The sequence below is a fragment of the Pseudomonas sp. D47 genome (assembly GCF_045447305.1).
Lineage (GTDB): Bacteria > Pseudomonadota > Gammaproteobacteria > Pseudomonadales > Pseudomonadaceae > Aquipseudomonas.
Map to the genome: position 1 here is coordinate 7,708 of NZ_JBJGXU010000048.1, position 23,499 is coordinate 31,206.

A 23,499-nucleotide genomic window follows, 5' to 3' on the forward strand; every position below is an offset into this window, starting at 1 on the left:
CCGCCCTCGGGCATCGAGTAATGACATGGACGTCCGCCAGTTCGCCTTCCTCGCGCGCCAGCCTTCTGCTGCCGTAAAAAGCCGTTCCCACTTCCTGGGGCTGCCTAAACGTGGGTTAGCGTTGATCCTGGCCAACGCCATGTTCTGGCAGCCGCTGCTGGCCCAGGCCGACGGCATCGTGGTGAGCGCACCGGGCACGGGCCTGGCGCAAGCGGGCAATGGCGTGCCCATCGTCAACATCGCTGCGCCGAACGCGAATGGGCTGTCGCACAACCAATTCCATGACTACAACGTCGGTGCCAACGGCGTCATTCTCAACAACGCCACCGACCGCACCCAGGCCACCCAGCTGGGCGGCATCATCGTTGGCAACCCGAATTTCAAAGGCACTGCCGCCAATATCATCCTCAACGAAGTCAACGGCGGCAGCCCCAGCCAACTGCGCGGCTACACCGAAGTGGCAGGGCAGTCGGCGCATGTGATCGTCGCCAACCCGTACGGCATCAGTTGCAACGGCTGCGGCTTTATCAATACGCCACAAGCCACGCTCACCACCGGTAAAGCGGTGATCGAAAACGGCCAAATCAGTCGCTACCAAGTCGACCAAGGCAGCGTCGCCATCGAAGGCGCCGGCTTGAATGCCACCAACGTCGACCAGTTCGAAATCATCACTCGCGCCACGACCATCAACGCGCAGATCCAGGCGAAAAAACTCACCATCGTCGCCGGTCGCAACGACGTCGACGCGCGCACCTTGAACGCCACCGCACGCGCGGCGGATGGCAGCCAGGCGCCGGATCTGGCGATTGACTCGTCGGCGCTGGGCGGCATGTATGTGGGCGCGGTCAAGCTGGTGGGCACTGAGGCCGGTGTGGGTGTGCGCTTGTCGGGTGACATGGTTGCCGGCGGTGATATCCAGATCGATGCCGCAGGCAATGTGGTCATGGGCCAGACTTCGGCAGGCACAGCCATTAACGTCAAGGCGCAGAGCGCCGAAACCAAAGGTGCGGTCTACGCCGGTACCGACTTATCGGTGAAAACCCAAGGCGCACTGACCAACCAACAAACCCTCGCCGCCAAGGACAGCATCACCCTGGACGCCGCTGGCCGGTTGACCAACAACGGCATTATCGAAGCCGGCGTCAACGCCGATAACAGCCGCAATGCCCAAGGCGATGTGCGCCTGACCGCGCAGGCCCTCGACAACACCGGCAAGACCGTGATCGCCAGCCGCGACCTCAGCATTAACACCGGCGAGCTGGCCAACCAGCGCGGCACATTGAGCGCCCAGCGCGCTGCGCAACTGACCGCCACTCAAATCGACAACCAAAACCAAGGCCGAATCCTCAGCGCAGGCAGCCTTGGCATAAACGCCACCCAACTGCTCAACAGCCAAGGTGGCCTCGTCACCAGCACCGGTAACCTGACGGCGGGCATCGGGCAACTGATCAACCGCAACGGCGAGCTGTCGAGCCAGGCGCAAACCACGCTGCAACTGGCAGCGCTGGACAACGTGGCAGGCCTGGTCTCAGCCGGGCAGCTGTTGAGCCTGACGGCCACAGGCCCGGTCATTAACCAGCACGGCACCGTGCGCGGCGACGTGCGCCTGGACTTGAAAGCCGGCCACGTGGACAACAGCGCGGGCGGGCGCATCAGTGGCGGGCAGGTGCTCACTGCGAGTGTCGCCAGCCTTGATCAGCACGAGGATGGTCGGCTCTTCGGCCAGGGCGAGGTCAGCCTCGACCTCAATGGCGGCCACCTGAATAACCAGGGCGGTGTGATCAATGCCCCGGGGCGCTTGTTGCTCAGTAACCTCAACAGCGTCGACAACCAGGGCGGTGAAATCTCCAGCAGCCAGGCATTTGCCCTGGCTGCCAACACCTTGAACAACCGCAACGCCAAGCTTTTGAGCGAACAGGCACTGACCGTACGCATCGCCCAGGCGCTCGACAACACCCAAGGCCTGGTCTCGGCCAACGCCCTGGATATCCATGCCGGCAGCCTGGATAACAATGGCGGCACACTCAGCGCCGGTGACGGGTTGCTCGCACAGATCGACGCGGCGCTGGATAACCGCAACGGCAAAGTGTTGGCACGCACGGCAGTGGTCAGCAGTGCGACCCTGGACAATCGCCAAGGCCTGGTGCAAGGCGATGCCACCCTCAACCTCACCAGCCAGGGCCTGCTCGATAACCGCCAGGGCACGCTGTTCGCTGGGCAAGGGTTGGCTGTCAGTGCCGGCAGCCTCGACAACAGTGGCAAGGGCAACCTCTACAGCCAGGCAGGCGTCAGCCTTAACCTCAATGGCGGCCACTTGAATAACCAAAGCGGCGTGATCCACGCGCCCGGTGTGCTGCTGCTGAGCAACCTGAACAGTGTCGATAACCAAGGCGGGGAAATCTCCAGCGCCCAAGCGCTAGGCTTCACCGCCGACAGCCTCGACAACCGTGGCGGCCAATTGCTCAGCGAGCAAGGGCTGCTGGTGCGCATCGCCAAGGCGCTGGACAACACCAAGGGCTTGATTGCCGCCACCAGCCTGGACCTGCAGGCCAACAGCCTGATCAACGCCGAAGGCGAACTCAAAATACGCGATGACGCAAAGGTGCTCGTCACCACTGCGCTGGATAACCGCCAAGGCAAAATAGTCGCTGCGGCCACCACCTTGGGCAGCCAGACGCTGGATAACAGCCAAGGCCTGCTGCAGGGCGACCGTTTGCTGACCGTCACCCATGCCGGGGTCGCGATCAACCGTGGTGGTCACTTCATCAGCGGCCAATACCTGAACCTGAATATCGACCAGTTCGACAACCAGGGCGGTGAGGTTTCCAGCGTCAGCGACTTGTCCTTGCACGGCAAACAGTTCGACAACCGTAACGGCGGGCGCCTGCTGGCCAACGGCGCGGTGCAACTGAACCTCGATGACCTGAACAACCAACAAGGCACCGTGCGCAGCGATGGCACCTTCACGCTGCACGCCCGCACGCTGAACAACGACAGCGGCCGCCTCAGCAGCGGCGCGGCGCAGCAATTGACCACCCGCGGCGCCATCAGCAACCGCAACGGCGAATTGCTCAGTGCCATGGCGCTGACCCTCAACAGCGCCAGCCTTGATAACCGTGGCGGCAAGCTGATCGGCGACGGCGCCGTGCGCGTCACCACCGCCAGCTTGAACAACCAGAACAGCGGGCGCCTCTCCAGCGCCGAGGGCCTGGACCTGACGGCGGGGCAGGTGGATAACCGCTTTGACGGCCAGATCGCCAGCAACCAAGCCCTTAGCGCCAGCATCACCGGCCTTGACCAGCGCAGCGGCGGCAAGCTCTACAGCCTCAGCGACCTGAGCCTGGACATGAACAATGGCCACCTCAATAACGCCGGCGGCCTGATCCATGCGCCAGGGCAATTGCTGCTTAAAAACCTGTCCACGGTCGCCAACCAGGGCGGCGAAATCTCCAGCGAACATGCCTTCACCCTGGCCGCAAATAGCCTGGATAACAGTGACGGCAAGCTGCTCAGTGACCAAGCGCTGAGCCTCAAGCTCGACCAGGCACTGATCAACATCAAAGGCCAGATCTCCGCCGCCGGGCTCAACACCCAGGCAGCGCGCATGGACAACAGCAGCGGCGTGTTCGGCAGCTCTAAAGACCTGGCGCTTAACCTCAGTGCTGACCTGCTCAACGATGACGGTGAGGTCTCAAGCGCGGGCGCGAGTGTGGTCAACGCGATGACGTTGAACAACCGCAACGACGGCCATGTGACGGGCGACGCCAGCCTCGACCTGACCACCACCGGCGCGCTGTTCAACCAAGGCGGCACCTTGGGCAGTGGCCAGCGCTTGAACGTGACCGCGGCCAGCCTGGATAACCGCCAGTCCGGCAGCTTGGTCAGCAATGGCAGCTTGAGCGTGAAGGTCGATGGCCTGCTGGACAACCAAGCCAAAGGCAGTGTGTTGGCCAAAGGCGTCGTGGATATTCAAGCCGGCAGCGTGGACAACCGCGCAGGCCGCCTGTCTGGGCAAAACCTGCTGACCCTGCGCAGCGCCAGCCTGGATAACCGTGGCGGCGCGGTGCGGGCCAATCAGGACCTGAACCTGCAAGTCGGCCAGCTGGATAACCGTCAAGGCGTGCTCAACAGCAAGCAGGCGCTGGCGATCACCGGGCAATCCCTGAGTAACCAGAACGGCCTGGCCAGCGCCATCGGCCCGGTGCGGCTGACGCTCGACAGCGTCGACAACACCAAGGGCCGCATTGCCAGCCAGGCTGATCTGGACGCTACGGTCGGGATCTTCAACCAGCAGGGCGGTCAGTTGGTCGCTCAGGGCAACTTGAGCCTCAACGCCGACACCCTGGATAACCGCGACGGCGGCGTCCTCGGTGCGAAAAAAGCGCTGAAGCTCACGATCAACAGCGTCGACAACCGCGCGGGTGAAATCTCCAGCCAGCAGAACATCGACCTCAGCGGCCAGCGCCTCGACAACAGTGGCGGCAAGCTGTTGGCCGGGACTGCGCTGGAGCTGGCGATGCACGCGGTGATCAACCAGGCCAAAGGCTTGGTCTTCGCCCAGGACACGCGCTTCACCGGCACCCGCCTGGATAACACCGAAGGCACCTTTGGCGCCAAGCGCTCCCTGGCGTTGCAATTGGCGGCTGGGCTGGACAACACGGGTGGCAAATTCACCAGCGAAGGTTCGATGGACCTGGCGGCCCAGCGCATCGATAACACCGGCGGCAGCCTCTCCAGCGCCGGCCCGCTGACGATCGCCAGCGCCACGGCGTTGATTAACCAAGACGGCACCGTCGAGAGCGCGCAAAGCCTCAAGCTGACCAGTGCCAGCCTCGATAACACTCACGGCCTGATCAAAAGCCAGGGCGCCGCAAGCCTCGCGACCGGCGCGTTCAAAAACGCTGTTGAGGGGCATGTCACCAGTGCCGACAGCCTTGACCTCACGGCCACCCAGGTCACCAACAGCGGGCAAATCCGCAGCGTTGGCAGCCTGACTGCCAACCTCACTGGCCTCACGCAAATGGGCGGCGCCGAGCTGCTCAGCACCACGCAACTGAACCTCGACCTGCACAACGGCGAGCTGGTCAACGCGGGCGTGATCAACGCACCGATCCTGGTGCTCAACAACCTCGCCAACCTCAACAACCAGCACGGCGAAATCTCCAGCCAGAACGCCTTCACCTTGGCGGCCAACAACCTCGACAACAGCCACGGCAAGCTCATCAGCAACCAAGGGCTGACCTTGCGCGTTGAGCAACTGCTGGCCAACGTCAAAGGCCATATCAACGCCGTTGGCCTCGACGCGCGCAGCACCCGTTTGGACAACACCGACGGCCTGCTCAGTGGCCGCGGTGATGTCGCAATCCATGCCACCGAGCGCATGGATAACCAACGCGGCAGCGTGATTGCCGACGGCGACTTACTGCTGACCGGCGCCGGCCTGGATAACCGCAATGGCGAGATCGCCGGCAAGGCGCAGGTGACGGCCAACATCGAGCAATTCGACAACCAGAACGGCAAGCTGATCAGCACCGCAGGCTTGCAGTTGCGCGGCGCCAATCTGGATAACCGTAACGGTCTGGTAGGCGCCACAAAAGCGCTGAAACTCGACGTGGGTTTGATCGACAACCGCGCCGGTGAGCTGACCGGCAACGCCGACGTCAGCGTCACCGGCCAGCAGTTGAACAACAGCGACAAAGGCGTGGTGTTTGCGCGCGGCGGCTTGAACCTGGCGGTGGACCAGGTCATCAACCGCGCCCTCGGTGAATTGAACGGCCAGCGCCTGAGCCTCACCGGCACCTCGCTGGACAACACGGGCGGCAAGCTGCTCAGCGAACAACCGTTGGTGCTGGAACTGGCCGGCGACCTGGACAACAGCCAAGGCGTGCTGAGCAGTGAAGACGCACTGAGCGTCAAGGCGCGAAGCCTGATTAACAACAAAGGCAGCCTTTCCAGTGCCCAAGGTTTGAGCGTCGCCGTGACCGGCAACCTGGATAACCAGGACGGCAAGTTGGTCACCGATGACAGCCTCATGTTGCACAGCGCGAGTCTGGGCAACCAGCAAGGCATCATCAGCGGCAAGGGTCCGGTCGTCGTCAGCACGGGCGCGCTGAACAACCAAGGCGGGCACCTCAACAGCAGCGCCACCTTGGCGTTGACCACCGCACAGTTGAACAACGGTGGCAGCATCGGCGGCGAGCAGGGCATGACGGCCAGCGTCACCGGGCTCGATCAACAAGGTGGCAAGCTGTTCAGCAACGCCGGTTTGAGTCTGGACCTGAACAACGGCGCGTTGAACAACACCGGGGGCTTCCTCAATGCCAAGGGCCCGTTGCTACTCAATAACCTCAACACCGTCACCAACCAGAACGGCGAAATCTCCAGTGGCCAGGCCTTCACCCTGGCTGCGCAAAGCCTGGATAACAGCAACGGCAAACTGCTGAGCGACCAAGGCCTGACCTTGCGCATCAACCAGGCGCTGACCAACCTCAAAGGCATGATCGGCGCTGCCAGCCTCGATGCCCGCACGGCGGCGTTGGACAACCGTGGTGGCCGCGTGAACAGCCGCGGCGACCTGCTATTGAGCAGCGACGGCCAGCTGAATAACCAAGACCAGGGCCTGATCAATAGCCTCGGCACCCTGAACCTCACGGCTGCCGGCCTGAACACCGGCAACGGTGGCGAAGTCTCGGCCAAAGGTGCGCTGGCCGTGGGCGTCAATGCCCTGGCAGCGGCGGGCGGCCGCATTGTCGGCGAGCAGGGCGTGACCCTCGACCTGAACAACAGCGACTTGGATAACCGCAACGGCCTGCTGCTTGCCAATGGCCCGCTGACCCTGAAAAACCTGCGTGACCTCAATAACCAGGGCGGTGAAATCTCCAGCCAGCAAGGCTTCTCCGTGACCGCGCGGAGCCTGGACAACACCGGCGGCAAGCTGATCAGCAGCCAGACCCTGAGCGTCAACGCGGGCACGCTGATGAACTCCGCGAAGGGCTTGCTGAGCGGCTGGCAAGGCCTGAGCGTCAGTGGCGGCAACCTCGACAACCGCGACCACGGCACGCTCTCCAGCCGCAGCGGCGCGATTGATGTGCGCCTGAGCGGCGCGCTGCAAAACAACACCGAAGGCGCACTCGTCAGCCACGGGCGTTTGGACGTCAGCGCTGCCAGCCTGGATAACCGCGGCAGTGGCGTGCTTTCCAGCGGCACCGGGCAAGCGCTGGCAGTGACCGGCGCGTTGGTGAACGGCGACGGCGGCTTGATCGAAAGCGGCGCCGAGCTGGATGTGCAAGCGGCCACCCTGGCCAACCAAGGCACCATCAACGTGCAGCAGGGGTTTTCCTTTACCGGCACCGACCTGAGCAACAACGGTGGCAGCCTGATCAGCAACGCTCAGATGACCCTCGACCTGCTCGGCAACCTCAATAACAGCGGCGGCAAACTGGCCAGCGCCGGGCCGTTGCTGCTCAAACGCGCCAACCAGGTCTACAACAACGCCGACGGCAAGATCATCAGCCAGAGCCTGTTGACCCTGCTCACCGGCGGCTTGAATAACAGTGAGCGCGGCACCCTTGCCGGCAAAGAGCGGGTGGTCATCACCAGCAGCGGCGTCGTGCAAAACCAAACCGACGGCTTGATCTACAGCCAAGACGCCGACGTGCAACTGAACGCCGCAAGCCTGAACAACGCCAAGGGCAAGGTGCAGGGCCAGACCGGCCTGGGCTTGACCGTCAGCGGCGACGTCAATAATCAGGGCGGCAAACTGGTCAGCGCCCGGGGCCTGGACCTGCGCGCTAACCGCATCGACAACCAGAGCGGGCGCATCGCTGCGCAGACCGGCGATGCAGTGGTCAACGCCAATTATTTCGCCAACGCCAACGGCGGTTTGTACGCCAAGGGCCTGGTGCGCGTGGGCGGGCAAACCCTAGACAACAGCAGCGGCCAGATTGGCGCGGGCACGATCGACCTGGGGCTCAGCGGCGCGTTACGCAACCAGGCGGGGATTATCGAAAGCGACACCACGCTGAACCTGCTGGCCGGGGATGTCGATAACGTCGGCGGCCAACTGCGCGCCCTTGGCAGCAGCGGCAAAACCACCGTCCAAGTTGGCGGGCAGATCGACAACCGCAATGGCCAGCTGGAAACCTCCAACAGCGACTTCACGCTGACCGGCAGCCTGCAGAACCAAGGCGGCAGTGTGCTGCACGGCGGCACCGGGACCTTTGATATCGCCACCGCCAACCTTACCCGTGCGGGCGGCAATGTGGTGACGCGCGGCGGTTTGACCCTGACCGCAGATAACTGGACCAACAGCAGTGTGATCCAGGCAGGCCGTTTGACGGTGAACGTCAACACCCTGAACCAGACGGCGGGCGGGCAATTGCTGGCGTCGCAAAGCTTGGTCGGCAACGGCGGTAATTGGAACAACGATGGCTTGATTGCCAGCGACGGCAGTGTGGCTGTGCAATTGGCTGGCGGTTATGAAGGCAACGGGCGCATCAGCAGTGTCGGTACGCTGAACCTTAGCGCCGCGCAAATGACCCTCAAGGAGCCCGGCAGCCTGGCAGGCGGGGGCGCCAGCCACGTGAGCGTCGGCGGCCAGTTGAGCAACCGTGGGCGCCTGACCTCCGGCAGCGGCCTGCGTATCGACGCCGGCAGCGTGGTCAACACCGGCACGCTGGGGGCTGCGCAGAACCTTGACCTGACGGCCCAAAGCCTGCTCAACGACCACGTTGCGGGCGACATCAATGCGCGCGGCTTTGTGTTCAGTGGCCAGGACGCCACGTTCAACGTGGGCAGCCTGACCAACAATTATTCGGACATCTACAGCCTCGGCAACCTGACGATGGCAGGTGTTGCCGGCGGGACAGCCGCACAGAGTATCCGCAACATTTCCGCCAGCATCGAAAGCATGGGCGACCTCCGGCTCTCGGCCAATGACGTGGTCAACGAGCGCGAGAAATTCCAGCTCAACCAACGCTTGACGTCGGTGGGCGTCAGCATTCGTTGCACGCAACATTGCAGCGGTGGCTGGAGCGACAGAAGGCCTGCGGTCACCCTGAGCCGCACGGTTGAAAGTGTGGTGGAGGCCAACTCACCGTCGGCCACCCTCAGCGCCGGGCGCAACATGGTGATTGCCGGCCAGAACTTCACCAACCGCTACAGCGTGGTGTCGGCCGCCAATGACCTGTCGATTACCGGCGAGAATATCCAGAACCTGGCGGCCACCGGTGGCTCCGGCACTCGAAGCCAGGAATACGGCGGTGTTACCAAAATCGGCAAGGGCCAGTACAACCAGATGGTCGCGGCGGTGCAGGCCTACAACCGCGCGCACCCTCAAGGCTCGCCGGTGGATGAGGCGGCCTTTGCGGCATTGATGACGAAGTTCAGCCCGTCGCTGTTTTCAGGGATCAATGCGCCCATACCGGTGGCAGGCGGCACGCAAGTGGTGGCCCCGGCCATCATCCAGGCCGGCGGCAACGCTCAACTCATCGCCAGTAAAAACATCAGCAACATCACGGTGCTCAAGACCGCGCTTGGGGTTGGCGGCCGCGCGCTGGATACCGGTGTGGGCGCCAACAAAACCCAGGTGGTGGTGCTGAATGCACAATTGCCGCCTGACCTGGCCCAACAGCAAGTCAACCCCTTGACCCTGCCGGGCTTCGGTTTGCCCAGCGGGCAGAACGGCTTGTTCCGCTTAAGCGGCCAAGGTGGCACCAGCGGGCAGGCGACCGGCAATCAGGGCGGCGCTCAGACGTGGACACTGGGCAGCGCCAGCATTGACCCGGCCACGCGTGATCAAGCGCGACCTGAAAACCAGGGCCGTACGATCCAGGTGGAAGGGGCTGCCCTTGTCACCGCCAGTACCCATCAAATCGCCCTGGCCGCTCGCGAAGCCGGCGCTATCGACGCCGTGGCCAGCGCTATCAACATTGACGCTGTCGGCAGCGCCGACGTGCAGACCCTACAGCCTGGCCGCTCCAGCGGTGGCGACATCACTCATGTAGCCGGCATTGATGCGCATAACCCGGCGCAGGGTGCCGGGCCAGCGGTCGGCGCAACGGACTTGTCCGGTCTGGCTGCAGCCGATCGCGACGCCCGCGCGGTGCACACCGCGCTCACTGAGTCGGACGGCGCTCGCCCCGACCTGAGTGACCGTGGCACCAACGTGGCTGCCATTGCGCCACAGACGGCCGTGGGGCAACCGACCCCGTTGACCAGTCAAACCTTCACCCGCGTCCAAGGCCTGCCCGACAGCCGCGCCGCCTCGCAGCCGCACAAGTACCTGATCGAGACCAACCCGGTACTCACCGACCTCAAGCAATTCATGAGCTCGGACTACCTGCTGCAAGGCCTGGGCTACAACCCCGACCAGAGCTGGAAACGCCTCGGCGATGGCCTCTACGAACAGCGCCTGGTGCAGCAAGCGGTACAAGCGCGCACCGGCCAACGCTTTATCGACGGCCAGAACACCGACGAGAAGCTGTTCAAGTACCTGATGGACAACGCCATCAGCAGCAAGCAGCAACTGAACCTGTCGATGGGCGTGAGCCTCACCTCGCAACAGGTTGCGGCCTTGACCCACGACATCGTGTGGCTGGAACAACACGAAGTGAACGGTGAAAAGGTCCTGGTGCCAGTGCTCTACCTGGCCCAGGCCAACAACCGCCTGGCGCCGAATGGTGCCTTGATCGCCGGTAACGACCTGAACCTGATCGCCGGCGAAAACTTGGTCAACGCCGGCACCCTGCGCGCGAACAACAACCTGTCGGCCAAGGCGGGTAACGACCTGACCAACAGCGGGCTGATCGAAGCGGGCAATCGCCTGGACCTGCTGGCCGGTAACAATATCGTCAACAAAGCCGGCGGCATCATTGCCGGGCGCGATGTGACGATGACCGCGATCAATGGCGATGTGATCAACGAGCGCAGCGTGACCGGGTGGGACGACAGCGGGCGTGGGTATTCGCAGCACCGTGACTACGTTGACAGTGCGGCGAGGGTGGAGGCGGCCAATGACCTGGATATCAGCGCCGGCAAAGACGTTGCCAGCGTCGGCGGCGTTTTGCACAGCGGTCGTGACACGACAATCGTGGCGGGTCGCGATGCCAGCCTGGCCTCTGCCGAAGAGCGCAATGCGACCGACATGGGGCGCCGCCTGCAATCGAGCAATGCCACGCAATACGGTTCCAGCGTAGAGGCAGGTCGCGACATCAACGTCAAAGCCGGCCGAGACATCACGGCTATCGCCAGCCAGATCGATGCCAAGCGCGACATCAACATGAGCGCTGGCGGCGATATGTTCCTGGCCTCGGCTGCGGACGAGCAACACTCCTCCAGTAAAAGTAAAAAGGAAAAGCGTCAGGAAGATCATGTCAGCCAGGTGTCGACCGCGCTGAGTGCCGGTGGGGACGTCTCGCTCAGTGCAGGTAAGGACCTGGGCCTGATTGCCAGCCGTATCAGTGCAGGCGATGAAGCGTACCTGGTGGCGGGTGGCAACCTGGCGTTGCTGTCGGCCGAAGACAGTGATTATTCGCTGTACGACATGAAGAAGAAGGGCAGTTGGGGCAGCAAGAAAACCCAGCGGGATGAAGTGACTAAAGTCACCCACATCGGTAGCGAAATCAAAACCGGTGGTGACCTGACGATTCAGAGTCAGGGCGACCAGAAATACCAGGCTGCCAAGTTGGACAGTGGCAATGACCTGACCATCGCCAGCGGTGGTAGCGTGACCTTCGAGGGCGTCAAAGACCTCGACCAGGAGAGCCACGCCAAGAGCAAAAGCAGCCTTGCCTGGAACAGCATGAGCGGCAAAGGCAACACCGACGAGACCCTCAGGCAGACCCAAATGGTTGCCAAGGGGGAAATCGCGATCAAGGCCGTTGATGGTCTGCATATCGATGTCAAACAAGTCAACCAACAGACCGTCAGCCAGGCGATCGACGCGATGGTGAAGGCAGATCCACAGATGGCTTGGCTGAAGGACGCGGAGAAACGTGGAGATGTTGATTGGAAACTGATCAAGGAAACGCACGACTCGTATAAGTACAGCAACTCCAGCCTCGGGCAGGGAGCGATGCTGGCGATCATTATTATCGTGACCGTGCTGACGGCAGGCACTGCAAGTGCCGGTGTGGCTTCTCTGGCCGGTGCAGCACCGGGCTCGGCGATGGCGGCTGGCGCGGCTGCGACCACGGCGACTGCGGCAACCGCAACCACGGCGGCGACGGCTGCTACAGCGGCGACGGCTGCGGGTTGGGCTAACGTCGCCATTACTTCTGTCATCACGTCTGCGGCCAGTGGGGCGGCGATCAGTACGATCAACAACAAAGGCAATCTGGGCCTCGTGCTGAAGGATGTGACATCAGCCGACAGTTTGAAAAACTATGTCGCTGCTGGCGTAAGCGGTGGTATCGGCGGGGCAAATGTTGGTGTTCGATTGGCTGTAAACGCTGCACTGAAAACCGCAACAAACGGTGGTAAGTTTGTAGACAACCTTGGTCAGGCGGCGATTGGTCTCGCGGCAGATGCGCTGAGTGGGGCTATCTACGACAAGGTTGGTGACAGCTTAGTAGGCACAGGCTTACCAACGAAAGTTGCGGTGCATGCCATCGTAGGTGGCCTTATTGGTGAGGTCGCAGGAGGAGATTTCGTCACTTCGGCGTTAGCAGCAGGTGCGAACAAGGCATTGATTCAGCAATACGGTGATCAGATTTTCCCCGGTATGAGTCACGATCAGCTGTTGGCAATGACATCTCAACTTTTGGGGATGACAGTCGCTGCAATCGCGGGGGGAAGTGAAAAGGACCAGCAGGTTGCCGGATGGGTTTCCCAGCAGGCGACTATCAATAACTATCTGGAACATCAAGAGGTGGAAAAACTTGCTGATGAGCTCGTTGGCTGCCGAAGCGCCGCCAGTCCGGCGACCTGCCGCACTGATTTGCAAGCTAAGTATCAAGGGCTGAATGACAGTAAAACCGGAGTGGCGTTGTATGGTTGCAAGGGCGGTGGGGAGGCCACATGCAAGAAGCAGCTAGATGCAGTTGAATTAGGCTCTAAGGCGCTAGATCGATTGTTTGGTCTTTCCACGTTGACTGAGGATGAACGTAATATCGTTGAGCACTTCCAGAGCGCTAATCACGACGACGAACGGGTAGCCTATGATCCTTGGAGAAAATCATTTTTTGAGGAGTCAGGTGTAACGGGTGGTGTGCTGAGTGGCGTAACTGCGGGTATCGGTGCTGCCCAGCGTGCAGCTGCGGCTGCTGCCTTCGCCGAGCAAAAGCTTGTAGCTGAACTGACTCACTCAGCTACTCAGCCATTCAAGGCAGGTCAAACTATCACCGAGGCTGGAAGGGCCGTGACCAAACACCCGGAATATTTTGGGTTTGATAATATTTCAGACTTGCGCAAAGTCTATAAGGGTGATGCAGCAGTCAATGACATTGCAGAACAAGCTATTAGCAACCTGTTGCGCGGAGGCGTTAAGACAACTGGCGTGAGTGGGCGGTACCCGAGTGGATGGATTACCTATACATTACCGAATGGACGAGCTGCTAGCTGGGGGCTTGACGGGAAATTTATCGGCTTTCGTGGGGTTAGGTAATGATTGAGTTGGAGTTCGAAAAGGTTGGGGATATCAATACTGCCTTTCCTTACCTTTGTGTTTATTTCAAAGGCGAGAAAGAGCCATTTATGGATGTCGGTATTACGGGTGCGGGGTCTATTGAATACATTTTTTATCCTCATCCTAAGAACTTGATATTAAGTTCTGAGAATTGGAACGCAATATTATTGCGAGCACAAATTTTCCTTGAGACTGAATTAAGCAACAAGAAGTTTGAGGATGAGTGGGACGCATCTGTTTGAGCAGGGCGGGTGAATAGCTTGAATGGGTTTAAGAGTTTTCAAGAGGGGACAGGCCACGCTAAAAAGGGGACCGCTAAAAAGGGGACAAAAAGGGGACAGATTTGAATGGCGCTTACTTAACAGCTAACTAGTTGATTCAGCTGTAAAAAAATGAAAAAGTCCGTCCTTGGTCTACGGTGATAGTTGCGAGCACACACCACGAGAACAAGGATAGCCCGCGTGAATCGTAGACGCCAAATCGTCAGGCATCAACAGCAACGCATTCAGCAGCACACCAAAAACAGCAATGCCCATGCGTTCTTTAAGCTGCTAGCCGATCCGAAGTAGAAAGGGGACAGATTTATTTGGTTTTCCAAACTGCTGTGTCGCTAAAAATAAAACTGCCCCCTTTATGTCCCCTTTTTTCATAAGATTGGATCAAATCAATAGCGCCATTGAGTAGGGCCTGGCAAAGGCGTTACGGTAGATGTCACTAAGGTGGATTAAGATGACCGACGTCGTAAAAACAGCTTGGGCAGATGCGAAAATAAATACAGATTTTATTTTCGTAAACACTTTTTCTGGCCATCGAAGTAGCCGAGCGGACCCGCAAGGAGTGGAGCATTTTTTCAGCCCTGACGCTGCCGATAATGAGCTAGGCTTTGCACTGCTTGACGCCTTGGCGCATAGTCGGTTTGTGCTTTCCGAGCCGCGGAAGGATGTTTGGATTCATCCTGAAGCTACTTTTGATAGGGCGTTATATGACTACAGCTTGACCAATCAACGATATGATCAGTGGGTTGGCAGCACGTTGAAGCGCTATGGCTACAAGACTAAGCGTGCATTATTTAAATGCAGTATCGAAAGTAAGAAGGACCAGATAATCATTCGTCCTAGCCATCATGAAAAGCTAGAAGTCTGGAGTGGCAAGGGACTAAGTGAGAGTGATTATGTCATTATCCCCAGCGGTAGTAGCCCTGCTGCTGTAGGTGCAGCCTTACGCTTGGCTTTTAGTCGATGTACTTAATGGGGGGAATGGGACCAGACCCTGAGGAATCTCCCATTTTTAACATTCAATAGGTGGCTGATGTTTGAAACGTACAAAACATTACTGACCTCAGCTCTTTCTGAAGACTATTGGTCGGATGTAGGCATCGATATTGCCAGCGCTCACGTCTCTCAATTTGATCATGCAGACTGGCGCGCGCTTGAGGCTGTGTTTTTACTGAAGCCCGAGAGGTGGCGAGGTCGATGTGCTGAATCTCTAAGCGATACGCGTGATGAGCGAGCCCTGAGGGTGTTGTTGAAATTGGTTGAAGCTAAAGAGGAATCCGTCGTCATTCATGCGCTCGAGTCACTCGATGCGCTTTTTTTTGCAGGCTATATTCATGACGCGCGGCCGATAGTGGTGGCTTTAGGTGAAGGATTTGAGCCCTCGACACGCACTATAAAATTAATGGCGGCGACATTAGTCAGGAAATGCGGGCAGCCAAACAACTCAGGCTGAATGGGGCGGCATCGACTGCGATGCGGGTGTTGTGGTCTGGCAGGTGCACCGCGGTGATCTCTTCGCAGCCTCGCTGAAGCTCGACAGCTCCCACATTTGGCCTTGGGGGGCTCGATCATTGTGTTGTCAGCCACTCGGCCGAGGCCGTAAACGCCCGCTCGGACCCCAATCCCCGACTCGGCAACACTGTTCCAGTGTTGTTTCATCAAGCTTTGGCCACACCCACCCGCCACTGCGCCGGCGGCAGCAAGCCATTCACCAGGTAATTGCCGACGATCCGCGACTTGTACACCCGTGGATTATGGTTCGCCAACGTGCGCGCATTGCGCCATAGCCGGTCCAGCGCTTTATTGCTGGCCGTGGCACTGGCGCCCAGCGCATCAAACAGCGCGGTGGTCGCCGCGAGTGTCGCATCCACCACCGGGTTCACCGCCAGGCACACTTCCAACTCCGCCAATGCCACCTGCGGGTCGTCGTCATGCAGCGGCTGGTCGTGGGCGATCACATACTGCGCCGTGTGCTCCAGGCGCTGCGCCGCTTGTTGGGTGATGGCGTGTGCGGCGTAGGCCTGGCTGGCGACGTCGCCGATGACTTGCAGCAGTTGCACGTCTTGCGCGGCGGTGTCGGCGTTGCCGGTGGTGAAGGTCCGGGCGCGTTGGCTGAGCTCTTGCGCACCACTCAGCGCCGCGCGGCGGGCGATGCCGGCGAGGGTGCTGAGGTGGTAGATCTGGTAGAAGGATTGACCGTAGGCGAAGCGTTGGTGGGTGGGGCGCAGGTCGTCTTCCACCGGGGCGTTATCGAAGAGGCAAGTGCCGCTGGCGGTGAGGCGTTGGCCGAAGCCGTTCCAGTCATCGATGATCTGCACGCCGGGCGCCTTGAGGTCGACGACCACGCTGTAGACCGTGCCGTCTTCTCCGGTGGCGACGGTGTTGATCAGGTCGCTGTAGAGCGCGCCTGTGGTGTAGAACTTTTTGCCGCTGATGCGCAGGGTGCCGTCCGCATCGCGGTGCAGGCGGGTTTCGAAGTCGCCGCGCGTCTGGGTGCCGACTTCGGTGCTACCTGGGGAGAGCAGGGCGCCTTGGCCGAGTCGGTCCAGCCACTTGGCGCGCCAGTCGAGGTCTTTGGCGCAGAGCACGTCCTCGCAAAAACCAAAATGCCCGCGCAGGGCCTGGGTGATGTTGGAGTCGGCGGCGGACAGCTCTGTGAGCAGCGCGAGCAGTTCAGCGAAGGTTGCGTCCTGGCCGCCGTAACTGGTGGGCAAGCGCCAGCGCGGCAAGCCCAGCGCGTTCAGTTGCTGGATGACGGGCGCCAGGCTGGCACGAGTCTGATCAGCCTCAGCGGCGTGCGCAAGGATGTGGGCAAAGAGTGGGCGAAACGGTGCGGCCAGTTGTTCATAACGGGCCGAGGGCGCAGCGCCCCAGATATTCAACGCGGGAATCGACATGCAATGGACCTTGCAGAAAGTGGCTCAGGTGCTGGGGTCCAGTGGTCTGGTGACGCCACCCTAACCCACGGGTGGCAAAGTTTTTAATACGAAAAATAGCTATCGAACTGCGCAGCGGTTCTATCGATAGTGCGCAACAGTATTAAACCCCGCGCTTTTATTGCGTTAGCTTCTACGGGCGCCACGCTCGGCGACCTTCAAACCTCTTCTCTCATCACCAGACTGCATGCACACAGATGGTTGAGTCAGCCATAAATTGTGTGGATTCCTCATGATCAATCGTCGAAATGTACTCGCCCTGCTGGGTCTGGCTTCTCTTGCACTGCATGGCAATTCGGTAGGGGCGGCAGAGCCGCTGACCCTGGTGGTGGGCGACCAGTTCTTCTCCAACCGCATCGTCCTGGAACTGTCGGGTGAGTTGAAAGACTTGCCGTATAAAATCGATTTCAAACGCTTCAACACCGGCTCCCCGGTGGCCTCGGCGGTCGCCAGCGGCGCGCTGGACGTGGGCATTGTCGGCGACACGCCGGTGATCAGCCTGGCCGCCAATGGCGCGCCTGTGAAGGTGGTCGCCAGCACTCAGACCAGCCTCGACGGCGTAGGTATTGTGGCGCGCAAAGGCATCCAGTCGGTGGCCGATCTCAAAGGCAAAACCGTGGCGATCTGGAACGGTTCGTGGAGCCAGCAATTGGCGTACAAAGCCCTGGACGAAGCCGGCGTGCCGCGCAGCAGCGTGACCTTCAAATACCTGCTGCCGGCCGAAGCCAGCCTGGCGCTGACCCAGGGCGACATCGATGCCTTCGGCACCTGGGAACCCTACGTGTCGCTGCAGGAGAAAGAGGGCAGCACGCTGATTCGCAACGCCAAGGGCCTGATGAGCGCGCCGACCTACATCGTTGCGTATGAACCGGCGCTGGCGCAAAAAGGCGCAATCATCAAAGACTTTGTCGCGCGTCTCACCCGCGCTCGCGTGTGGAGCAACAGCCATGTCGATGAGTACGCCGAGGCGTGGTCGAAGGCCAACCAGTCGGCGCCGGAGATTGCCAAGGTGTGGTTCAAGCGTGACGCGATCAAGGTGCTGCCGATCTCGCCGACGATCGTCAGCGAGGCCCAGGCCACGGCGGATTTCCTGGTGGATGCGCAGATGTTGAAGCAGCGGTATGACGTGACGCCGTTGTTTGATCGGGCGCTTTAAACGTGAAGGAAACAAGCGCTAATAGTATCGACAGCTTGATTATGCGGGGGCTGGGCTAGGGGTTTTGTTCCGGATCGCGCCGGAACAAAAAATTAACTAGCATCGGCAAGGAGTAGCCAGTAGGCTACATGTGAATCTGTGACTAACTTGATCGGCAGGACGCCGGAGTTCGATACAGGGCTCGACGGTATGAAGGATATTTGGGGCAAAACGGCTGTGTTGGCGCGTTTGGACCGCGCCGAAGACAACAACTTTGGTGATTGCGAGCCCGTCGGCGAAGGCCTGAGTGAAATGCGTGTTTTTGTCGGGCCCGGCTACAGGATGTACTTTGTGCGCACTGGTATCACCGCTTACCTGATGCTTTGGGGCAGCGATAAAACCGACCAGAAGCGAGGAATCAATCGGGCAAAAGAGATCCTCGATGCCCTGAGAGGTCAATGAAATGAGCGAATCGAAATTCAAACCCGAGGACATGCCGATCCTCGACCTTGATACATCCGGCACCAGTGTCTATGAAGCCTCGCGCTTTCTCGACAGCCCTGAAACCATCAGCGCTTACCTGGCGCACAGCATGAAGTCGCAAGACCCGCAGGTGCTCATGAAGGCGCTTGCCGAGGTCGTTAAAGCCCAAGGTGTGAACAAGGTTGCCGAGGCGGCGGGGGTTAATCGGGAGAGCCTGTACAAGACGCTCAAAGGCGGCTCGAAAACGCGCTATGAGACGGTCCAGAAGCTGATGCTGGCGTTAGGGGTTGAGCTCACTGTGCAGCCGTTGGCTGTCAATCAGGCGGCAAGGGCTAAGCCAGCAGCCGTCGGTAAGCCCTGATCAGCGATAACAACGCCGATCAAATGTGGGAGCTGTCGAGCTTTAGCGAGGCTGCGAAGACGGCGGCAGAGCCAATAGATATATCGCCTGAACCACTGCTTTCGCAGCCTCGCTAAAGCTCGACAGCTCCCACATTGACCTACGTTGCCCTTAAGCCTTAGCGCACCAGGCACGGCTGCTTGTTATTGAAGCGCCACCCCGGAACCAAGAACTGCATCGCCACGCTGTCATCCCGCGCCCCAAGGCCCATGCCTTTGTAGACTTCATGGGCTTTCGCCACGGCGTCCATATCGATCTCAACGCCCAGCCCAGGCTTGGTGGGCACCTTGACGTAGCCGCCTTCGATTTTCAGCGGCTCTTTGGTCAGGTGCTGGCCGTCCTGCCAGATCCAGTGGGTGTCGATGGCGGTGATTTCCCCCGGTGCGGCGGCCGCGACCTGGGTAAACATCGCCAGGGAAATATCGAAGTGGTTATTGGAGTGCGAGCCCCAGGTCAGGCCCCATTCATTGCACATCTGCGCAACGCGCACCGAGCCTTGCATCGTCCAGAAGTGTGGGTCGGCCAGCGGAATGTCCACCGATTGCAGTTGGATCGCGTGGCCCATTTCGCGCCAGTCGGTGGCGATCATGTTGGTCGCGGTTTTCAGGCCCGTGGCCCGGCGAAATTCAGCCATGACTTCGCGGCCCGAGTAGCCGTTTTCTGCGCCACACGGGTCTTCGGCATAGGCGAGTACGTGGTGTTGGTCGCGGCACAGGCGGATGGCTTCTTTGAGTGACCACGCGCCGTTCGGGTCGAGGGTGATGCGCGCATCCGGGAAGCGTTCGGCCAGGGCGGTGACCGCTTCGATTTCTTCATCGCCACTCAAGACGCCGCCTTTGAGCTTGAAGTCGTTGAAGCCATATTTGGCCTTGGCGGCTTCGGCCAGACGCACCACGGATTCGGCAGTCATGGTTTGCTCATGACGCAAGCGGAACCAGTCGTCATCGGCGTCAGCCTCGTTGCGATAGGCCAGGTCAGTGGCCGTGCGGTCGCCGACGTAGAACAGGTAACCGAGCATTTTCACCGCATCGCGCTGCTGCCCTTCGCCGAGCAGGGCCGCCACCGGCACGTCGAGGAATTGCCCCAGCAGGTCGAGCAGGGCGGCTTCCATGGCGGTGACGGCATGAATGGTGATGCGCAGGTCAAAGGTTTGCAGGCCTCGCCCGGCGGCGTCGCGAGAGGCAAAGGTGCTGCGCATCTGATTGAGGATGCGCTGGTACTGGCCGATAGGCTGGCCGACCACCAGGCTACGCGCGTCTTCCAGGGTTTCGCGGATGCGTTCACCGCCGGGTACTTCGCCCACGCCGGTATTGCCGCTGCTGTCCTTGAGAATCACGATATTGCGGGTAAAGAATGGCCCATGGGCGCCGCTCAGGTTGAGCAGCATGCTGTCGTGGCCCGCCACCGGGATGACGTGGAAATGGGTGACTACGGGAGTGTTCATGGCAAGTTCCTAAATAGGCTCAAAGAGGTTTGCTGATGGCGGCGCCCGTCGGCACAGCGCTTGGCGAGGCCAGCACGGCAGCGGGCGAAGTCTTGGCAAAGAACACCAGGATCGCCGCCAGCACCGAGGTGCCGGCCAGGCCGTAGAGGCCGCCCTGGATCGAACCGGTGGTCTGTTCCAGGAAGCCAAAGGTGGTCGGCGCGACGAAGCCGCCCAGGTTGCCGATGGAGTTGATCAACGCGATCACGGCGGCGGCGATGCGCACATCCAGGTAGCCCTGGGGGATTGGCCAAAACAGTGACGAGGCGGACTTGAAACCGATGGCTGCAAAGCAGATCGCCACAAAGGCGAAAATCGGCCCGCCGGTGGTGGACATGAACATGCCCGCGGCGGCAATCAACAGCGCGGCGGCGACCCAGGCCTGTTGGAACTTGAACTTGCCCGACAGTGATGCGAAGGCGTACATGGCGATGATCGAGATCAGCCATGGGATCGAGTTGAAGAACCCGACCTGCACGTCGCTCAGGTCGCCCATCTTTTTGATGATGCTCGGCAGCCAGAACGTCGCGGCGTAAATCGTCAGCTGGATGCAGAAGTACAGGGCGCAGAACAGCAGGATCTGGCGGTCTTTGAGTAGCTTGCCGATGGTCGGTTTGACCGTGGTCAGCGCTTCCCGCTCGCGCTGTTCCTGGTCGATGGCGCCGACCAAAGTGTCCTGTTCTTCGCGGGTCAGCCATTTGGCGTCGTGGGGTTTGGAGTCGAGCCAAAACCACACAAAGAACCCCAGCGCCACGGAGGCCAGGCCCTCGATGGCGAACATCCATTGCCAGCCGTGGAAGCCGAAGCCTTCGATCTGCAACAGCACGCCCGACAATGGGCCGGAAATCAGTGACGCGACCGCCGAACCACTCAGGAAGATCGCAATGGCTTTACCGCGCTCCACGCCAGGCAACCAGCGGGTGAAGTAATAGATCACACCCGGGAAGAACCCGGCTTCGGCCACGCCGAGCAGGAAGCGCAGGACGTAGAACTGGGTTTCGTTCTGGATGAACGCCATCAAGGTCGCGACGATGCCCCAGGTGAACATGATGCGGGTCAGCCAGATACGCGCGCCGACCTTTTGCAGCAGCATGTTGGAGGGCACTTCGAACAGCGCGTAGCCAATGAAGAACAGCCCGGCACCCAGGCCGTAGGCCGCCGCGCCGATGCCCAGGTCATGCTCCATGTGCGTGCGCACAAAGCCGATGTTGACCCGGTCGATGTAGTTGAGGATGAACATGATTACGAACAGTGGGAGCACATGGCCCTTCACTTTGCTCACGGCACGCGCGAGGACTGAATCACTGTGTGGAGCGACAGATGCATGGCTTGAATTGTTCACAATTCAAAACTCCCCCTGATTATTTTTATGCGGGTTTGCGTGTTTTGTTAATAGACATCATACAAGTGGTTTTTTGTGCTGCGCAATGTGGGGCGGTGTGTATTTGTTCTTATAAGCACGATGGTTGAATAGCTAGTTTGGTTATTTACTCAGTGTTTGCTTGGTTTTGTTAATGTTTAAGGCGTGTTGAGGGAACCTGCATATCCCCGCCAGAGCGATCACGGCATGCAGTGGGTGGAGGGTTGCTCAGGTTGGTTGTCATACAAGTAGAGCGTTTTTTCAATCAACCCAACGTCGCCGCCAAGCGCGGTGTTAAGCTCCCTCCAGCCCAACCCCGTGGACCCTCGCGATGCCCATTGAAAACGGAACCCTTGTCCGTCGACGTTCCAACAACCTGGCCCAAGGCGTGGTCGATACGCTGACCCAGCGCATCCTGCTCGGCCAGCTCAAACCCGGTGAAAAACTGCCGTCCGAATCCACCATCGTGCTTGAGCACGGCGTGAGCCGGACGGTGGTGCGCGAAGCCATCTCCAAGTTGCAGGCGTCAGGTTTGGTCGAGACGCGCCACGGCATCGGCACCTTTGTGCTGGCGCAACACGCCCAGCAAGGCTTGCGCTTGCATGTGGACACGGTCGCCAGCGTGCGCAACATGCTCGAGCTGCGCCTGGGCCTGGAAGTACAAGCCGTGGCGCTGGCCGCCTTGCGCAGGTCTGAGGAACAACTGGCGCGCATGCGCGAAGCGCTGGACGACTACCAAGCTTCGCTGGCCAACAACGACAGCTGCGTGGAAGAAGACCAGCGCTTTCATCAGCTGATCGCCGAGGCCACCGGTAATACCTTCTTTACCGAAATCATGCTGCACCTGGGCAGTGCGATGATCCCGCGCACCCAGGTCAAAGGCGCCGAACGCGGCGGCGCGGACTTCGCCAAACTGGGGCAATTGGCGAACCTGGAGCATGAGGCGATCTTCAATGCGATCAAGCGCCAGGACCCGGACGCCGCACGGGCGGCCATGGTGTTGCACCTGACCAACAGCCGGGATCGTTTTTCGGGTGAGTAATGTTGTGCTGATAAGGAACAAACGGTGAACGAACACACATTGTCCATGCGCCTGGAGCGTGTGGCGGCGCATGTGCCGGCCGATGCGCGCCTTGCCGATATCGGCTCGGACCACGGCTACCTGCCCGTGGCATTGATGCGCCGTGGCGTGATCGCTGCGGCGGTGGCGGGGGAGGTGGCGACCACGCCCTTTCACGCGGCCGAACGCACCGTGCGTGACAACGGCCTGGAGCAGCACATCAGCGTGCGCCTGGCGGATGGGCTGGCGGCGATCAAGCCTTGTGATGGGATCACCGCGATCAGCCTCTGCGGTATGGGCGGCGAGACCATCCGCGAGATCCTCGACAGCGGCAAAGCGCACCTGAGCGGCCAGGAACGCCTGATCCTGCAACCCAACGGCGACGAGCAACCGCTGCGCCAATGGTTAATGGAAAACGGCTACCGCATCCTGCTTGAAGAGCTGCTGCAGGAGAATCGCTTCTATTACGAAATCATCGTCGCCGAGCGTGCTACGCCTGTGACCTACACCGATGAGGAACTGTACTTCGGCCCGCTGCAAATGCAGGCGCGCAGCCCGGTATTCCTGGCCAAATGGCAACGCATGCTGCGTCAGAAGCACAAGACCCTGGCCAGCTTCGAGCAGGCGCGCCAGGCAGTGCCGCAGGCGAAGGTGCAAGAGATTGAACAGCAGGCGCGGTGGATTACGCAGTTGCTGGCTTGAACCGGTAACAGTGAACGGGGTCACACAACCCAGACCGGCGC

General features: G+C 60.4%; 12 protein-coding genes. 9 read left to right on the forward strand and 3 right to left on the reverse strand.

Annotated features, from left to right (window positions below):
• The first annotated feature begins 25 nt into the window (after positions 1 to 25).
• From ACI77I_RS24075 to ACI77I_RS24090, 4 genes are all read left to right on the forward strand, one after another.
• A complete protein-coding gene (locus ACI77I_RS24075) occupies positions 26 to 13,603 on the forward strand; it encodes a filamentous hemagglutinin N-terminal domain-containing protein (RefSeq protein ID WP_406998615.1) in 13,578 nt (4,525 codons plus the stop codon).
• Positions 13,603 to 13,866 (forward strand): hypothetical protein, encoded by a 264-nt coding sequence (locus tag ACI77I_RS24080; RefSeq protein WP_406998617.1) that lies wholly within the window; start codon positions 13,603 to 13,605, stop codon positions 13,864 to 13,866. The genes ACI77I_RS24075 and ACI77I_RS24080 overlap by 1 nt, the downstream gene beginning before the upstream one ends.
• 487 nt (positions 13,867 to 14,353) lie before the next feature.
• A complete protein-coding gene (locus tag ACI77I_RS24085) occupies positions 14,354 to 14,872 on the forward strand; it encodes a contact-dependent growth inhibition system immunity protein (RefSeq protein WP_406998619.1) in 519 nt (172 codons plus the stop codon).
• Positions 14,873 to 14,932: 60 nt separating this feature from the next.
• Positions 14,933 to 15,352, forward strand: coding sequence for a HEAT repeat domain-containing protein (locus ACI77I_RS24090; protein ID WP_406998621.1), 420 nt, complete (start codon positions 14,933 to 14,935; stop codon positions 15,350 to 15,352).
• A 205-nt stretch (positions 15,353 to 15,557) separates the two neighbouring features.
• Here the strand turns inward: ACI77I_RS24090 and ACI77I_RS24095 are convergent, their stop codons facing one another.
• Positions 15,558 to 16,796 (reverse strand): acyl-CoA dehydrogenase family protein, encoded by a 1,239-nt coding sequence (locus tag ACI77I_RS24095; protein ID WP_406998623.1) that lies wholly within the window; start codon positions 16,794 to 16,796, stop codon positions 15,558 to 15,560.
• Positions 16,797 to 17,067: 271 nt separating this feature from the next.
• Between ACI77I_RS24095 and ACI77I_RS24100 the strand changes: the two genes are divergently transcribed.
• The 3 genes from ACI77I_RS24100 (at position 17,068) to ACI77I_RS24110 (ending at position 18,814) form a co-directional block, all read left to right on the forward strand.
• The gene (locus ACI77I_RS24100) at positions 17,068 to 17,991 is read left to right on the forward strand and encodes an ABC transporter substrate-binding protein (RefSeq protein WP_406998625.1); all 924 of its coding nucleotides are present in this window, start codon (positions 17,068 to 17,070) and stop codon (positions 17,989 to 17,991) included.
• Positions 17,992 to 18,129: 138 nt separating this feature from the next.
• Positions 18,130 to 18,432 (forward strand): type II toxin-antitoxin system RelE/ParE family toxin, encoded by a 303-nt coding sequence (locus tag ACI77I_RS24105; RefSeq protein ID WP_406998627.1) that lies wholly within the window; start codon positions 18,130 to 18,132, stop codon positions 18,430 to 18,432.
• Position 18,433: 1 nt separating this feature from the next.
• Positions 18,434 to 18,814, forward strand: a complete 381-nt coding sequence (locus ACI77I_RS24110) for an addiction module antidote protein (RefSeq protein WP_406998629.1) — start codon at positions 18,434 to 18,436, stop codon at positions 18,812 to 18,814.
• A 157-nt stretch (positions 18,815 to 18,971) separates the two neighbouring features.
• Here ACI77I_RS24110 and gudD read toward each other — a convergent pair whose 3' ends face one another.
• Positions 18,972 to 20,297 carry a glucarate dehydratase gene (gudD, locus tag ACI77I_RS24115; RefSeq protein WP_406998631.1) on the reverse strand — a complete coding sequence of 442 codons (1,326 nt, stop codon included), beginning with the start codon at positions 20,295 to 20,297 and terminating at the stop codon, positions 18,972 to 18,974.
• Between the two features lie 19 nt (positions 20,298 to 20,316).
• Positions 20,317 to 21,678 carry an MFS transporter gene (locus ACI77I_RS24120; RefSeq protein ID WP_406998633.1) on the reverse strand — a complete coding sequence of 454 codons (1,362 nt, stop codon included), beginning with the start codon at positions 21,676 to 21,678 and terminating at the stop codon, positions 20,317 to 20,319.
• A 349-nt stretch (positions 21,679 to 22,027) separates the two neighbouring features.
• On the opposite strand from ACI77I_RS24120, the gene ACI77I_RS24125 reads away from it, so the two are divergent.
• Both ACI77I_RS24125 and ACI77I_RS24130 read left to right on the forward strand, forming a co-directional pair.
• Positions 22,028 to 22,738, forward strand: coding sequence for a FadR/GntR family transcriptional regulator (locus tag ACI77I_RS24125; protein ID WP_083357680.1), 711 nt, complete (start codon positions 22,028 to 22,030; stop codon positions 22,736 to 22,738).
• Between the two features lie 24 nt (positions 22,739 to 22,762).
• Positions 22,763 to 23,458: a tRNA (adenine(22)-N(1))-methyltransferase gene (locus ACI77I_RS24130; RefSeq protein ID WP_406998636.1), complete on the forward strand. Its 696-nt coding sequence runs from the start codon at positions 22,763 to 22,765 to the stop codon at positions 23,456 to 23,458.
• The last annotated feature ends 41 nt before the right edge of the window (positions 23,459 to 23,499 follow it).